Here is a 17,892-nt window from a genome sequence, read left to right as displayed (position 1 = left end):
AGTCTGATGCTCAACGAACTGGCAGAAGACAGAACCAAAATTCTCCGACGGCTGTTTCCTGGTACTCCACTGTTCTCTGTTAACGCCGAGCAGATTAACGATTATTTGGCAGGGAAGACTCAGCCCTCAGTGGTGTTGATGAACCCGCCGTTTTCCTCATCTCCAAGAATCGGCGATCGCAATCCCGACGCAACTCCTCGGCATATCAACTCAGCACTACAAAAGCTGGCGGACGGTGGGCGATTGGTGACAATCTCCGCTAACTGGTTCTCTCCTAATAATCCCACTTGGCGCGAAACTTTCGTTAGGTGGCAGGAGAAATCCAGCGTGGTGCTTTCGGTCGGGGTCAGTGGTCAAGCTTACGCCAAGCATGGGACAACAATCGAAACCCGAATTACCGTTATTGATAAAGTTCCAGCATCTAACCCCGGCGACATTCCTTGCATTCGAGAAACCCTGGACTTGCCTGAAATACTGGCGTTGATTGAGCAGTTGCCTGGGCGTTCGCAATGGAATGTTGCAACTATGAAAGCTGCTGTCGTTGCAACGAAGGTTGTTAAACTGCCGACAAAGCGTACAGTGGTAGCTCAACCAGAACCCCCCGCAGAAATTCCCGATGTAGTAGTTCTGGAGTATGAAGTAGTCGAGTGGGTTGCCAATGAGGGTTTAAAGGATACTCTCTATGAAACCTACCGACCACAACGCATCAGAATCAAAGACGCTTTACCCCATCCCTCATTACTTTGTGAAAGTGCGGCTTTAGCATTAGTATCCCCACCACCACCATCTTACAAACCACATCTGCCACAAAACATTGTTACTCAAGGCTTGTTGTCAGAGGCACAGCTTGAGAGCGTGATTTACGCGGGTCAAGCGCACTCTGAGTTTCTCTCCGGGTCTTATATTGTGGACGATTCGTGGGATAATGTGAATGTAGCGGCAAATAATGAAGAAAATGCTGTAAAATTCCGTCGTGGCTGGTTTTTGGGCGATGGGACGGGTGCTGGCAAGGGTAGACAGTGCGCGGGAATCATCCTCGACAACTGGTGTCAGGGTCGAAGAAAAGCCTTCTGGATATCCAAAAGTGCCACACTCATAGAAGATGCCCGACGAGATTGGTATGCGCTGGGTGGTAGTGAACGAGATATTATCGACCTCTCGAAAATCAAATTAGGTGAGCCAATCCCATTCACTCAAGGTGTTCTATTCTGCACATACTCAACTCTGCGCTCACAAACGAACGGTAAAAGTCGGCTCAAACAAATCGTTGAGTGGGCTGGTAAAGACTTTGAGGGTGCGATCGCTTTCGATGAATGCCACGCAATGGGCAATGCGATGGCCGTTGAGGGCAAACTTGGCATGATTGCAGCTTCCCAGCAGGGTGTTGTTGGGCTTCGACTCCAAAATGCTTTACCCAAAGCACGAGTAGTCTATGTCTCAGCGACTGGAGCCACCAAAGTTTCTAACCTCTCCTATGCCAATCGCTTAGGGCTGTGGCAAACTGGGGATTTCCCCTTTACCTCTCGTGAGGATTTCGTAGAATCCATTGAGGGCGGTGGCATTGCGGCGATGGAAGTAGTAGCACGGGATTTGAAGGCTTTAGGCTTGTATTTGGCGCGATCGCTCTCGTTTGAAGGCGTGGAGTATCAGATGCTCGAAATCGAGCTAACGCCGACGCAGGAACGGATTTACAATAGTTACTCAGACGCTTTCCAGGTGATTCATAATAACCTAGAGAAAGCACTGGAAGCTTGTAACATTGCTGGTGCTAAAACTTACAACCGTGCTGCTAAGATGTCAGCCAAATCACAGTTTGAAAGTCATAAACAACGCTTCTTTAACCATCTTCTCACGGGTATGAAATGCCCCACTCTTATCAAAGCGATTGAGAATGATTTGGCTGCTGGTAATGCGGTTGTTGTGCAAATCGTCTCCACCAACGAAGAGTTATTGAAGCGACGGCTTGATGAAGTTCCGGCTGAGGAGTGGAAAGACTTAAACCTTGACTTAACGCCAAGGGAATACGTCATGGATTATCTGATGTCTGGTTTTCCCATTCATCTGTATGAAATCCACTCTGGCGAAGATGGTGAAGAACGCTCTGAGCCTGCGTTTGATGCCGATTGTTCTCCGGTTATTTCCCAAGAAGCTGTGGCGTTACGAGATGCCCTGGTTGATAAACTGGCAAGTCTCGATCCCATTCCCGGCGCACTAGAACAATTGCTGTGGCACTTCGGTCACAAACAGGTTGCTGAAGTAACTGGTCGTAGTAAACGAGTGTTAAAAGATGAATCTGGTCGTTTGTTCGTTGATTCGCGTGGTAATGGCGCTAATATCGCTGAAACTGCGGCATTTATGGCTGATGAGAAGCAAATCCTCATCTTCAGTGATGCTGGCGGTACTGGACGAAGCTACCATGCTGACTTGAACGCTGTGAATCGTCGTAGGCGATCGCACTACCTACTCGAAGCTGGCTGGAGGGCTGACAATGCTATTCAAGGGCTTGGGCGATCGCACCGGACTAACCAAGCATCTGCACCAATCTTCCGCCCAGTCACGACGAACGTACGCGGTGAACGCCGTTTCATCTCAACTATCGCCCGACGCTTAGATAGCTTAGGCGCACTCACTCGTGGGCAACGACAGACGGGCGGAAATGGGATATTTAATACTAAGGATAACCTTGAATCTCAGTACGCCGAACACGCCCTGTATGAGTTGTTCAAGCAGATTTATCAAGGCAGGTTTGTTGAAGTTCCACTAGGGCAGTTCGAGCAGATGACCGGACTTAGCCTCACTTCCCATGAGGGCGGAATGAAAATCGACCTCCCGCCCCTGCGTCAATTCCTCAACCGCTTGCTGGCTCTCAGAATTGATATGCAGAATATCATTTTCGAGAGGTTTGAATTGCTCTTAAGTCAGCAAATCGAAGCAGCACAAGCCGCAGGAATCTTTGAGGCTGGTGTTGAAACACTCCGAGCAGAACGCTTTACCGTCGAAAGCCAAGAAGCTGTGTACACTCATCCTGCCACTGGTAGCGCAACAAGCTATTTGAAGGTAGAACGAACTCAGAAAAACAACATCAGAACTGCTGAGGAAATGCTGGAGTTTGCCACTCAATATCAGGGGAGACTGATGGTAAATACCAAGTCGGGAAATGCTGCTGTGTCAATTCCAACACACAGTATCTTCGACAGTGACGGTGGTGTTATTCCACGGGTTTTGTTGGTGCGATCGCAAAAAGAAACTCGCGTCACACTCACGGATTTGGAATCATCCACATGGAAGCAAGTTCCTACTGAAGTGTTCATCGCGGCATGGTCGAAGGAAGTGGACGTATTGCCAAGATTCAACACCGACTATCTGCATTTGGTAACAGGCATTTTGTTACCTATTTGGAAGATACTACCGCAAACCAGCAGTCGGGTGTTCCGGTTGCAAACCAGTGATGGCGCGAAAGTACTTGGTCGGGTGATTTCGGCGCAAGACATCCAAACTGTGCGAGAACAACTCGGCTTGAAAAATCAGCTGCTTTCTCCAGCAGAACTTGTGAAGCTTGTGCTGGATGAGAAGTATTCACAAGCTCTGCCCGGAGGTATAACACTGCGGCGGTCTTTCGTTGCTGGTGAGCCTCGTCTGGAGTTAGTCAATGCGTTATCGTTGGCTGATCGATTGGTTACTGCTGGCTGTTTCACGGAGATCATTGACTGGCGTAAGCGTGTGTTTGTGCCAGTTGGCGATCAGGCTGCTGGTATTCTGGCGGCAGTAATAAAGATTTTAGGTTAATGAACGCAAAGCGATGGGTAAAAACCACATCGCTTTGTTTTTTTCTAAATGGTAGAGAGTTTGTTTTTGTCAAGCTAGTTCAGGCACAAAAGGCAAAACCTAAACTCCAAGTGCAGAAGTGAAACCAAATAGTTCTATCTATGCAGTGTATTTTTTTTAAGAAACAACTTCAAATGGAATCGACATCACGGCTAATTTGGTAGTATCACTGCCACGAGTGTTTGAGGGAAGCTGCATATTTTCATTACTATTTGCCCCACGAGTACCTCTATCTAAATCATCTAGCAAACTATTAGTTAAATCTAAAAACTCGTCTCCGGTTATATCGGGTATGGGACTGCGTTGATCGCCTATTCCTCTAGTATTTGCTAATGTTTTGATGACATCTAGAAAACCACGTAATGGTTCAGTACTGGCAATAATCAGGGCTTCTGTAAAACCTAGTGGTTCGGAAATATCAAAAGTGGTAGGTTGTTCTCCTAGTTCAGGCGGTCGGGGAATCGAAAATTGTTTTTTTGGTGGGGCTAAAATTGCATCCTCTGACCTGTCATAAGGAAAAAGAATGTCCATTCTCCCGGTGCTATCTATGCCTAAGATACTAACGTGGAGGGGAACAGATTCATTATTTTGAATTTGGAAAGCTATACTGATGCCTACAGGCAATTTTGCTATACCTGAATCGGAAAAGTTGATTGGTTGGCTGGGTTTGGGAGAATTTGCAACTCCAGTATTTTGTTTAAAACCACGAGTTGTGAAAGTTTCAGCGAGTAGTTTTTGACTCCCAGCAACAACTATTGAGGCAGTTATACTTATTTTTGATGTATTTTTGTTGCCAAGTATATCTTTAACAATTCTGGCTGCTAAAAATGATTTTAGCTTTGGTCGTAAACGTTCCACAGCACTAGTTACTGATTCATCTGCATTGCCAAAGGAACTGGAAATAATTCCATCCAATGTTGGCGAAAATACTCCAAAACTACCGACAACAGGCAAGTTTGGTATGCGTTTTTGTTTTAGTTCTTGGTATTTAGCTTGAGTCATACGACCAAAGATATAATTTACTTCATTTTGTCCTAATGACAGTACTTCCATACGGTTAATAGCCTGTATTGCTTGTTTAGCTTGTTTGATGGTGTTGCTATCTAAAGAACTGTCATCTAGCCCAATTTTTAAAGTTAAATCTTTGGGAATGGTGCGGATACGTTCTTGCAAAAGAGTTCCTTTTTGTAATTGATTGCGTGGGGTGTTAACTAATTTGCCTTTAGCTATCAATCCTTGACGAGATGAAATTTGTATTTGTCCCCGTCCTTCACCATTTTCATCTACTACTGTAAAAACAGCTTTTTCATTAAATCCTTCTATGCTTTGTGAAGGTACACCTCCCAACCATAAATTTATCTCATCTCCATTAATATCAGTGACAACAGCCTCAGCCGGAACTGCTTTGAGGGTGGAATGATATATTGATACATTTGAATTTTCTGGCAAATTTTGTTCTATTTCTGGTTCTTGACTATTACCACCTCTTTGATGCCAAATGATTTCTTTAGTGTTTTCCCGAACATTGACAAAAGTTTTACTAAAAGATTCATCTCCTACTTGTTGCCAAAGATATTGAGTTAAAGCGTAGGTAAAAGCTCCAGAACTAAAGTCACTTGTTATTGCTTCCAGAGCTTCTTGGTTGCGTTTAGCAGCAGTAATTACAATACCTTTGGCTACATTTTTTCTACGTTTTTTGATAAACTCTTGTTCTGAAAGTCCGGTTTTAGCTAGTAATTTACTTTGTTGTTTATACTCTTCGGGACTGGGCAAATATTTGCTTCCGCCATCGCGAGAACGCACTACTAAATTACCTCGTTTGGTTGCACCAGAGTAGCAACAATCTAGGACAACGGTGACATTTTTAGTATTTAACGCATACATGAGTAAAAATAAAGTATGTCCCATAATATCTTGTACTACACCACCATTAGGAGGAAAGGAACTATCGATAGGAACAAGAGTACCGTTAATTCCATCTGGTGTATCACGGTGTTTATCTTGTACCCGTGAACCATGTCCGGAATAGTGGAATACTACAACATCGCCGGGTTTAGCTTGGTTAATTAAATGTTGCTCAAATGCTTCTAATATGCTTTGGCGTGTTGCTTGTGCATTAGTTAAAGTTAAAATATCTGTGTTTTGAAAACCAAAGCGGTGAGTTAATAATTCGCGTTGCAATGAAACATCATTTTCGCAACCCCCTAATGTGGGAATGTCATTTTTATACTCATCAATTCCTACCAGTAATGCTAATTTGCGGGGAGTATTTTTTGCTAAAACTTTGGCATATTGTTGGGATTGGCGCATGATATCTAATTGGCTGATACCAACTGTTGCTAAAGCAGAACTAGTGAATTGTAGAAATTGGCGGCGTTTAATATGTGTCATAAGATTTTGGATTTTTAATTAAATGTCAATGATGTCAGGCTTTGTACTCTGATACTTTAGTTACATCAAAGTAGTATATTTCTAGCTGTTGGGAGGATATGCCAAAAATCAGGCTAAAATTTGGCAGGAGTCCAATCACCAGAAGGGATAAAAGCAGCCCAGTAAAATGGATGTTGATATTCTTGGGACTTCAACATTTCTAATTGCGTCTGTCGCAAGGCTTCGGAACGTCCCTCATTTTGGATTAGTTGCTGGTAATATTTCACCATTAGTTCTTTTGTACCTACATCGCTGACATTCCATAAACTAATTAGTTGACTCTGGACACCAGCTATCACAAAAGCACGACGTAAACCATACACCCCTTCGCCATTGGTTGTGTTACCTACGCCAGTCTGACAGGCGGAAAGTACGACTAATTTAGTACCTGATAAATTTAAGGAAGATGCTTCTAATGCAGTTAGTACACCATCTTCATCACCACTGCGACGGTTGTTAAACCCAGCTAACGCAATACCGGAACGTAATAGGGGATTTTCCAGGTTTCTACTCACTCGCTGGCTAGAACCAGGTTTGACGATGATTCCACGATTTCCCACGGCTAAATCATAAGTATCGGGAATTTCTATTTTTTCGTCAGTCAAAAAGAAGCCGTGGGTAGCGATATGGAGAATGCTAGGCGATCGCATTTGTTTGAGGGCGTTTTCTGTGGCTTGATTTCCTGTTAACAGTTTTACATTTATACCTCTTTGTTTCAGTATAGGTAAAATCGCATCTGCTTCTTGCTTTGTTCCCTGTAAGGGACTAAATGTGAGTCTGTTGATTTCTGAGGAGCGTTTTAAATCTTCTTTTGTACCTGGAGGTATAGGTGCGTTATTTACCGCATTATTAAAATCAATATTCGCCATCATCACTGGTGGTTGAACACTAGATGGCTGATTAGATAATCGCAGTAAGTCACGCCCTGTCGTTAAATAATTAATAGTATAATTTTCTACTAAATAGCGGTTATTTTCATCTACTAAGGCCGCAAAGGGAATTAAATTAAGTTGGCTGTCGGGAGAAAGTAGCAATTTTCGCTTGTCACCCAACAATTTGCGGATGGGTTGCATTAATTGGGTATCCAGACGACGCGCAACTGGTTTAACATCGCGGGATTTGCTTTGCAGAACTGTACCAAATTCGGCTATTTCGCGATCAATGGTTTCTGCTTCTCCTAAATCTACCCATTGGATTGAGCCTTGGGATGTCAGAATGTAGGCAGCATAGCGAGGTTTACCATAGCGATCGCTTCGTTTTGCTCCTTTGATGTTGGTTAAGGGTTTATACTGAACAAATTCTACTAAAGCTGTATCCGCAGGTATCAATTTTTGTACTGTTTCAATGGTTACAGGTTGGGTTGTGATGCGAAATTCCGCGCTGCGTTTAGAGAGTTCTGCTTCTAAATTCTCGGCTTTAGTCTTCAGTTGGGCAATTTCTTGGCGATATTGGGTATTCGTAAAATTACTATTTCTGTTGTATAAAAGTCTTGCAAGCTGGGAGTTAGTGCTGGAAAGTTCGTCAAATAATTTTTGGTTTTCCGGGGTAAGATTTTGTCGCAACCAGTTTCGACTATCGCTCTCGACATCAAGTATGCGTCCTTTGCGACGGAGGATTGTGGTTAAAGCTAGGTTTGCTGCTTGGGGGTTATTGGGTGCTGACTGGAGGTGGGAAGATATTGCAAAATCACCTGACTCTACAAGTAACGCCATATAATTTTGTTTTTGGCGTTCCGAACCAATACCAAGGATAATATTGAGATTGCGATCGCCTATTTCTAAACCACGCTTTCTCAACTCAATTGCACGGGATGTATCACCTTGGGCATTGTAGTACAAAGCTTGTATTCCCAAGTTATTCGCAAAATCGGGGTGTTCAGAACCAAAGATACTTTCTGTGATGTCAAGAGATTTTTGAGTGAGTTCTATTGCTTTTTGAGTGTTACCCAAAACAAAGTAAGTCCAAGCTTGGTTGCTCAGATTAATTGCGACTTGAGTATGTTTAGTACCATAGGCTTTCTCGTAAATTGCTAAAGAACGTTGTAAGAGTTTAAGGGATTCCTGATGCTTACCCTGCACATTATATAAACTTGATAGATTATTTAAACTGAGAGCAACATCGGGATGATTGGAGCCAAATATTTTTTCTCTAATCTCTAAGGCACGTTTGATAAATGGTTCAATTTGAATATTTTCTGTTGGTTCACCAAATATTTCTTTATTGTAGTATAGCACCGCCAAGTTATCAAGATTTATAGCAACTTTCGGATGAAATTTGCCAAATATTTTTTCATTAATAACTAAAGCACGATCATATAAAATTTCAGCTTCTCGATTATTTCCTAAATTTTCATAAATTGCAGCTATATTATTTAAATTTTGACTTATATCTGGATGCTCATTGCTAAATGTTTTCTGATTTATTGTTAAAGACTTTTGAGCATAATCAAGAGCTTTTGAATAATTACCTTGTTCTTTATATACTCCAGAAAGATTATTATAACTTTGAGCAACTAAGTAATGTTCAGAACCAAATACTTGACTGCGAATTTCTAAAGCACGCTGATATTTATCTATAGCTTCTGGATAATTACCTAAATCTTGATACACATTAGCAATATTATTTAAACTTGTAGCAATAAAGTAGTGTTCGGAGCCGAATTTTTTCTCATAAATTTTCAAAGCTGAATTGAATAATTTTAGTGCTTCTGTGTAATTTCCTTGCTCTCTATAGAGAACAGCAATATTATTCCAAGTGGTAGCAACATCTCGATGGTCAGAACCTAATACTTGGGTGCGAATTTCTAAAGCATCTTGAAACAGTTTCAATGCTTCTGTATAGTTGCCTTGTTCTTGATAGACAGATGCTAAATTGTTAAGGATTAGAGCAACGCTTGGATGTTGGAAACCAAATACTTTCTCAGTTATTAGTTTGGCACGTTTATAGTAATTAATAGATTCCTGATATTGAGCCAACTCTTTATAGATACCTGCTAAATTATTCATACTTTCAGCAATAGATGGGTGTTCTGAGCCAAATATTGTTTGACGAATTGCGAAAGCACGTTGATAATTTTTCAGTGCTTCTGAGTAGTTCCCTTGTTCTTGATATAAAATTGCCAAATTATTGAGAGTAAGAGCTACTTGAGGATGGTCTGGTACTAATACCTTCTCGTTAATTGCTAGAGCTTGCTGATAGTGTTTAATTGCATCTGAGTACCTTCCTTGTATTTGATAAGAAAAAGCCAAATTATTTAGGCTGAGAGCGACATCTGGGTGTTCAAGACCTAGTATCTTTTGTTTAATCTTTAAAGCACGTTCAAATAGAGATAATGATTCTGTATAATTACCTTGTTCTTGGTATAAATTAGCCAAGTTGCCAAGATAGGTAGCATATTCAGGATGTTCAGTTCCAAAAGATTTTGCAAATATTTTCTCAGAGCGTTGGTAAAGTTGCAACGCTTCTTGATATTTTCCCTGTTTTTTATAAACTAAAGCTAAACCGTTGATAATTCTAGCAACTTGAGGATGTTCAATTCCAAATTGATTTTCACTTATTGTTTGCGCTTTTTTATATAATTGAATTGCTTCTTGATACTTTCCCCGGTTTTGATATAAACCAGCCAATTTTTGCAGAGATGATGCAAAATTTTCAGTGCTAAAACTGAGATATGCTGCTTCCTCTAAAAGTTTAGCATTTACTGCTTTTGCATATCGTTTCTCAGCTATTGTTAAAGAACGCTTATATAGTTCTTCTGCTTTCTGATAATTTCCTAACTCTTCATAAGAATTAGCAAGATTACTCAAGGTTTTAGTTATTTGAGAACTTTCATCACCCCAAGTTTTTTTCGTTATTTCTAGAGATTTTTCATACAAGATAATTGCTTCCTTGTTGTTCCCTAAATAACTATAGACAATAGCGATATTATTTAGAACACTAGAATATTTATCTGCCTGAGAATCAAGATGATTTTCATAAATTTTTCTAGCGCGTTGATAATACTTTAATGCTTCTTGGTATTTAGCTAAATCCGCATAAACATGACCAACAAAATTAAGGCTTAGTGCCACATCTGGGTGTTCAGAACCAAGATTTTTTTCTCTGATTGCTAAAAGACGTTGATAATAGGATAATGCTTGATTGTATTTACCTCGATCGCGGTAAAAATTTGCTAAATTAAAGACATTATCTGCAATTTTTATACTATCCTGACCATGTAACTCAGAATTTATTGCTAAAGCACGTTGAAAAAATGACTCAGCCTGAGCGTAGTTTTTTTGTAATTCATTTATTTGCCCAAGACTGAGAAGCATTGAAGCTTCGCGTTCTTTTTGATTGGGTATTTTTTCATAAAGTGCTAAAGCTTCCTGACAACTATCTATTGCTTGTTTATGTTGTGTCATCAAGGAATAAGTATCGCAAAGAGCGCCAAGATTACCAGCTATATCTTTAGGTTCTTTTAATTGTCGAGAAATAGCCAAAGCTTGCTGATAATATTCTAATGCTTTGGGATAATCTTCTAATTGTAATCTGTATACACTTCCTATTAAAGACAAAATTGTTTCTTGTACGGCAGGTTGTTTAAGCTGTTGATACATTCCTAATGCTTTCTCAAAAAAATCCAAGGCAAGCTTTGATTTTTCTTGTTCATTATAAATTAAACCAATAGCAAGTAAAGTTTCGGCTTCAGCTTCGCGATTTTTCAGTTTTTGATGAATGGGTAAAGCTTGCTGATAATAATCTATTGCTTGGGGATATTGTTTTAACTTGTGGTGAGATAATCCCATTTGATTGATTATAGAAGCTTCTTCAGAAAGATTTCCGCCTTTTTTGATGATTATTAATGCAGGTTGATAGAATTGAAGGGCTTTATCTTCTTGATTCAAACCTTGATAAACTAAGCCGTTGAGGGTTAAAGCTAGTGCTTCTGCACGAAGATTTTTGACTTGGCGACTAAGTTGTAAAGCTTGGTTGAGTAACTCTAAACCTGTTTCGGTTTTACCTAAAGCTCTATTTACTAAACCTAATAAAGCAATAGTTTCAGGTTCATAAAAACTGTCTTTAATCTGCTGTCGAATTTTTAAAGATTCTTGCAGTGGTTCTACCGACTCTTGGATTTTACCCTGAGCAATATAAACAACACCAATATTAGTTAGTGTTTCACCCTCCCCTTTCTTATCATTTGTTTCCTGGCGTATAGTCAAAGCTTTTTGAAAGGTTTCTAGTGCTTTTGAATATTCTTTTAATCCCTGATAAGTTTCACCCAGATTATCTAATACGTTACCTTCACCTTGGCGATTATTCAGCTTTTGATAAATAGCTAATGCTGGAGTTAATGCTTTCTGTGCTTCTGGATATTCGCCTAATGAGTTATACACTTCACCCAAATAATTTAATGCTTCTGCTTCACCTAAAGAATCTTGTTGTTTTTGTCGCAGTGCTAAAATTTGTTTAAAATTTTTCTCTGCCTCCCTGAGTTTATATTCATGTAGCTGTGTGATTCCTGCTTGCAATAATTTATCTGTAGATGTTGCTTGAATAGGAGAGGGAATTGAGTTTTGAGTAATAATTTCTTGTTTTGAGGAAAAAGCTGCTTCGGTTATTCCACTGAATAAAACTGTCAGAATAATATATGTGCCTACTCGGAGAATTAACAAGTTAAATTTAGCGTTGGTTTTCACTGATTTTTTAGGAGATGATATATTTTGCATGAATTTGTGATTGTGAATCGTTAGTAAAATTTGTCTTTTTTATCGTACATTCAGGGGTTTAAATCCCCAAACGAAAATGTCTTGAATTTTGAATTTTGAATTTTGAATTGTTAAGCGGGTTGATGATGTATATTTCTAATTGTTGGAAGGATATGCCAAAACTGAGGCTAAAATTTAGCAGGAGTCCAATCACCAGAAGGGATGAAAGCAGCCCAGTAAAATGGATGTTGGTATTTTTGGGAATTCAACATTTCTAATTGTGTCTGTCGCAAAGCTTCAGAACGTCCTTCATTTTGGATTAGTTGCTGGTAATATTTCACCATTAGTTCTTTAGTTCCCAAATCATCAACATTCCAGAGACTAATTAACTGACTTTGGGTACCAGCCATCACAAAAGCACGACGCAAACCATATACCCCTTCGCCATTGGTGGCTTTACCCACACCAGTTTGACAGGCGGAAAGTACAACTAATTTAGTACCCGATAAATTTAGGGAAGATGCTTCTAAGGCTGTCAGTACACCATCTTCATCACCACTGCGACGGTTGTTAAATCCAGCTAACGCAATACCAGAACGTAAGAGGGGATTTTCAAGATTCTTATTCGCCTGACGATTGGAACCAGGTTTAACTATAATTCCACGATTTCCCACAGCTAAATCAAGAGTATCTGGAAAGTCTATTTTTTTATCGGTGAGAAAGAACCCGTGAGTAGCGATATGTAAGATACTAGGTGACTGTAATTGTTTGAGAGTATTTTCTGTGGCTTGGTTACCTGTTAGGAGTTTGACATCTTTTAATAAGGGGGTAATGGCTTCGGCTTCTTCCTTTGTTCCTGGTAAGGGTGAGAATTTTAGTCTGTCAAATTCCGAGGAAGGTTTTGCTTGGCGATCGCCTTTTTCTGACACAGATAAGTTACTTGCAGCATTACCAAAATCAATATTTGCCATTACCACAGGGGTTTGACGGCTGGGTGCTTGATTTGATAAGCGCAGTAAGTCACGCCCTGTTGTTAAATAATTAATAGTATAATTTTCTACCAAATAGCGGTTATTTTCATCTACCAGCGCAGCGAAGGGAATTAGATTCAGCTGGCTGTCGGGAGAAACTAGCAGTTTTCGCTTATCTCCCAATAGTTTGCGGATAGGTTGCATGAGTTTGGTATCCAAGCGACGCGCAATTGGTTTAACATCGCGGGATTTACTTTGCAGGATGTCACCAAATTCAGTAATTTCTTGATCAATCGCTTCCGCTTCCCCTAAATCTACCCATTGTGGTGCGCCTTGGGATGTCAGGATATATGCAGCATAATGGGGTTTACCATAGCGATCGCTCTTTTTTCCAGCTTTGGGATTGATTAAGGGTTGATACAGCGTAAATTCTACTAAAGCTGCATCAGCAGGTATTAATTTTTGCACTGATTCAATTGTGGTGATTTGAGTGACAGTGCGAAATTCGCTGCTACGTTTAGAGAGTTCTGCTTCTAATTTGTCATACTCAGCCTGGAGTTTTGCAAATTCTTGACCAAAGTTACTAGATTCAGTGTACGTGAGTCTTGCCAGTTGGGAACTGATGGTTGTGAGTTCGTCAAATAATTTTTGGTTTTCTGGAGTAAGGTTTTGTTGTAACCAGCTACGATTATCGCTGAGAACATCAAGTATGCGTCCTTTCCGGCGAAGAATTGCGGTGAGAGCTAGTTTTGCAGCTTCGGGATTATTGGGTGCTGACTGGAGGTGTAAGGAAACTGTAATGTCGGTTGACTCATTAACTAACGCCATCATATAGTTTTGTTTTTGGCGTTCTGAACCGATACCAAGAATAATATTGAGGTTGCGATCGCTAATATCTAAACTGCGATTTCTCACTTCAATGGCACGGTTTATATCACCTTGAGCATGGTACACGTAAGCTTGTAATCTCAAATCTTTAGCAACACCAGGATGTTGGGAGCCAAAAACACTTTCTGTCATCGAAAGGGATTTTTGCAATAGTTCAAGTGCTTTTTGATTATTTCCTAAAAGAAAATAAGTCCAACCTTGGTTACTTAAATTTAGTGCAACTTGGGGATGATTAGTACCATATACTTTTTCCCAAATAGCTAAAGAACGTTGTAAAAGTTGAAGAGATTCTTTATACTCGCCTTGGTTATTATACAAATTAGCTAAATTATTGAGACTAAGAGCCACATCAGGATGATTTACTCCAAATACCTGTTCTCGGATTTTTAAAGCACGTTTCGTTTCTGTTTCTGCCTCAGTCGTCTTTTCGAGGTGATAATAGGTATTTGCAAGATTGCTAGAGATTGTCGCAACCATCGGATGATTGCTGCCAAATACCTTTTTGTTGATTCTTAAAGCTTGTTCATATAAAGCTTCAGCCTCTTTATCATTCCCCAAGTCACTATATAAGTTAGCCAAATTCTGAAGTGATTGAGCAACCAAAGGATGCTCATCATTAAATTCTTTTTTGTTAATTTCTAAAGCTTCTTGATATAACTTTAGTGCTTCTGGATAATTCCCTTGAACTAAGTACGTACCAGCTAGATTATTGAGGCTATATGCTATCTGAGGATGTTCTTTACCAAATACCTTTTCGTTAATTGCTTTAGCGCGTTGGTGTAATTCTAGAGTTTGCTTATAATCAGCCAAGCTTTTGTAGATTTCAGCTAGATTATTGAGGCTTGTGGCAACATCAGGATGTTCTGTACCAAATGCTTTTTCTTGAATATATAAAGCGCGTTGGCTAAGTTTTTTTGCCTCTACATAATTACCTTGCTCTGCGTAGAATAGACTTAAGCTGTTAAGAGTATTAGCAACATCGGGATGTTCAGAACCTAATATTTTTTCTCGTATGGCTAAAGCACTTTTAAATAAAGTAAGGGCTTCTTTATACTTACCCAAGTCATTGTAAGTACTAGCCAAATTACTAAGATTTCTGGCACTGTTAATATTTTCGATACCAAATACTTTATTGTTGATAGTGAGAGCGCGTTGATGTAAGCCTATTGCTTGTTGATATTTTGCCTGTGTAACGTATATCTCTGCTAAATTATTTAGGCTATTAGCAACATCTGGATGTTCGGAGCCTAATCGTTTTTCTCGAATAGCTAAAGCACGTTGATGTAAAGAAAGGGCTTCTTGATATTTACCTTGGTCTTGATATACACTAGCCAAATTATTCAAGCTACTAGCAATATCTGGATGTTCCTCACCAAATATTTTCTGACGAATTTCCAAAGCACGCTTATATAGAATCATTGCTTGCTGATAATTACCTTGCGTACTATACAGCCCACCAAGATTATTTACACTAATTGCAACTAATGGATGTTCATTACCAAATACTTTTTCACGAATGGCTAAAGCACGTTGAAATAAAACTTGCGCTTCTGTATATTTTCCCTGTGCTAAGTAGATATTGGCTAAATTGTTGAGGTTGGAAGCCACTTGAGGATGCTCCGCCCCCAGAATTTTCTCATTAATAGCTAAAGCGGTTTTTGTTAGGGATAGTGCTTCTTTATATCTTCCTAAATCTTTATACGCAGAAGCGAGATTATTCATACTTAAAGCAACATCTGGATGTTCTTTACCAAATGCTTTTTCATTAAGAGATAAAGCACGTTGATGAAGTTTGAGGGATTCAGTATAATTTCCTTTATCTTGATATAAGTTAGCTAAATTATTAAGACTACCAGCTACCACACCAGCTAGAGAGTTAATTCTATAGGCATGTTCGCTCAGTTGAGCAGTTAGTGCATTTTGGTATAGCTGTTCGCGGATTTTTAAAGCACTTAGCCAAGTTTTCTCAGCTTCATCATAATTACCTAAGTCTCTATAAGCTGACGCTAGGTTATTAAGCTGAACTGCTAGGTTAAAATCATCCCAAAAGTCTTTCTTTAAATTTTTTTCTGCGATTGTTAAGGCACGTTGATAAAGTTGTAATGCTTCTTGATAATTTCCTAACCCAGTGTATATATTAGCTAAATTATTTAAGGAAGAAGCAACATCTGGATGTTCTAAACCCCGAAGTTTTTGAATAATGGTAAGAGCGCGTTGACCAACTTTTAGTGCTTCTGGATAATTAACCAATTTAATATAAAGACTGGTCAATTGATTCAAACTGTTAACAACCTCTATATTTTCTTGACCAAGATGCTTTTCTTGAAGTGCTAGAGCGCGTTGAAAATATGGTAAAGCTTCTCGATACTTACCTTGATTGTTGTATAGATAACCTAATGTTTTAATATTTTTTACTATTTCAATACTCTCTGAACCATATAAAACCTGCCGACGTTTGAGTACTTGTTGATAATATGATTCTGCTTGAGAATAATTTTGTTGGCTTTCATATAATAATCCTATGTAGTCTCTAATATTAATCAATTCTTCCTCTGGTCTTTTGATTTTATCAAAAATAGCTAAAGCTTGCTCACAACTATCACTTGCTTCTTTATATTTTTTCCAATCATAGTAAAGATTACACATTCCATAAAGAATAATACCTTTATATAAAGGTAATTTATTTACTTGAGCAATTGATAAACCTTGCTGATAGTAATCAATAGCTTTTGGATATTGCTGTAGATTGTCGTAAGCCAGTGCTACTGACGCAAGCAAACCTAATTGTGCTGGTAGATTATTGAGTTCTTTAAAAATTATCAGTGCTTGCTGGTGGAAATCTACAGCTTGATCAAATTTTTTCTGCTGGTTATAAATATCAGCTACCTGACTGATAGCTTCTAATTCTAATTCTCGCTGCTTGAGTTGTCGGAAAATTTTTAAAGCTTGCTGATATGATGCTAAGGCTTTATCATATTGTTGCTGCTTATTGTAAATTGATGCAATATTAAGAAATATTTGGGCTTCTTCAGCAGGATTTTTTTGTTTTTGATAAATAGCTAATCCTTTCTGAGCTATTTCTAAAGATTGCTGACTATATTCAACTGCTTTTTTAGGATTTTTTAACTGATTATAAGCATCTGCAATATAAGCAAGAAGTTTCATTTCTTCCAATACATTACCGCTTTGTCTAGCGAGTACAAGTGCTGGCTGCATATACTCTATTTGTTTGTCAAGTTGTCTTGAAAAAATATGCACAGTTCCTGCTGACATTAGTGCAATACTTTCAGCTTTAGGATTTTTTACCTGACGACTAAGCTTTAAAGCCTGATTTAACATTTCAAAACTTTTGTCAATGTTACCTAATGTATAATGGCTTAAACCCAATAAAGCGATTGTTTCTGGTTCGTTAAAACTATCTTTAAGTTGTCGTCGAATAGATAGTGATCGCTCTAAAACTTCTACAGCCTGAGAAAAGTAACCTTGATTTATATAAACTGCACCAATATTACTTAAACTACCTGCCTCACCCTTAATATCTTTAATTTCTCGCCAAATAATCAAAGCTTTTTGAAAATTATCCAACGCTTTAGAATATTGTTTAAATCTACTGCAAGCATTACCAATATTATCTAAAGCTGCTGCTTCTTGTGAACGATTATTTAATTTTTGAGCAATAGTCAATGCTTCTTGAGAAAATTTTAAAGCCTGTGTTGGTTCACTTAATAAACTATAAACTTCACCCAGATAATTAAGAACAATAGCAGTTCCAGCCGCATCATTTTCTTGTCGTCTTTGCAATAATACTTGTTGAAAGGTTTTTTCTGCTTCTCTAAGTTTATATTCGCGTAGCTGTTTGATGCCTAACTGCAATAAATCATCAGTTGAATTGGCTTGAGGAGTGGCACTTACAAGTGAATTTTGAGCAATAACTTGTAGCTGAGAATTAATTGCTGTAGCTTCTGGTATCCCACTTAATAATCCGGCAATACTAACAATTAATCCAACTCTCAATATTGTAAGATTAAATTGATTACCTGTGATGATAAATTTTTGCATTGTATCTGGTTTCATATATTTAGCTCTAT

4 protein-coding genes are annotated in these 17,892 nt (G+C 38.9%); 1 reads left to right on the top strand and 3 read right to left on the bottom strand.

Features of this window, described 5'->3' with window-relative positions:
- Positions 1-3,786: strawberry notch family protein (locus tag H6G77_RS31575; RefSeq protein ID WP_190873679.1), on the top strand; the 3,786-nt coding region annotated here is incomplete at its 5' end.
- A gap of 156 nt (positions 3,787-3,942) precedes the next feature.
- On the opposite strand, the gene H6G77_RS31570 is transcribed toward H6G77_RS31575, so the two are convergent.
- The 3 genes from H6G77_RS31570 to H6G77_RS31560 all read right to left on the bottom strand — a co-directional run bounded on the left by H6G77_RS31570 (position 3,943) and on the right by H6G77_RS31560 (position 17,878).
- Complete coding sequence (locus H6G77_RS31570; protein ID WP_190873678.1) at positions 3,943-6,216, bottom strand: caspase family protein; 2,274 nt, start codon at positions 6,214-6,216, stop codon at positions 3,943-3,945.
- A gap of 113 nt (positions 6,217-6,329) precedes the next feature.
- Positions 6,330-11,966 (bottom strand): CHAT domain-containing protein, encoded by a 5,637-nt coding sequence (locus tag H6G77_RS31565; RefSeq protein WP_190873677.1) that lies wholly within the window; start codon positions 11,964-11,966, stop codon positions 6,330-6,332.
- Between the two features lie 167 nt (positions 11,967-12,133).
- Positions 12,134-17,878, bottom strand: coding sequence for a tetratricopeptide repeat protein (locus H6G77_RS31560; protein ID WP_190873676.1), 5,745 nt, complete (start codon positions 17,876-17,878; stop codon positions 12,134-12,136).
- Positions 17,879-17,892 lie beyond the last annotated feature (14 nt).

The organism is Aulosira sp. FACHB-615 (assembly GCF_014698045.1).
Lineage (GTDB): Bacteria > Cyanobacteriota > Cyanobacteriia > Cyanobacteriales > Nostocaceae > Nostoc_B.
The sequence above is the reverse complement of the archived record's forward strand: the minus strand, read 5'-3'. Positions and strand labels throughout refer to the sequence as shown.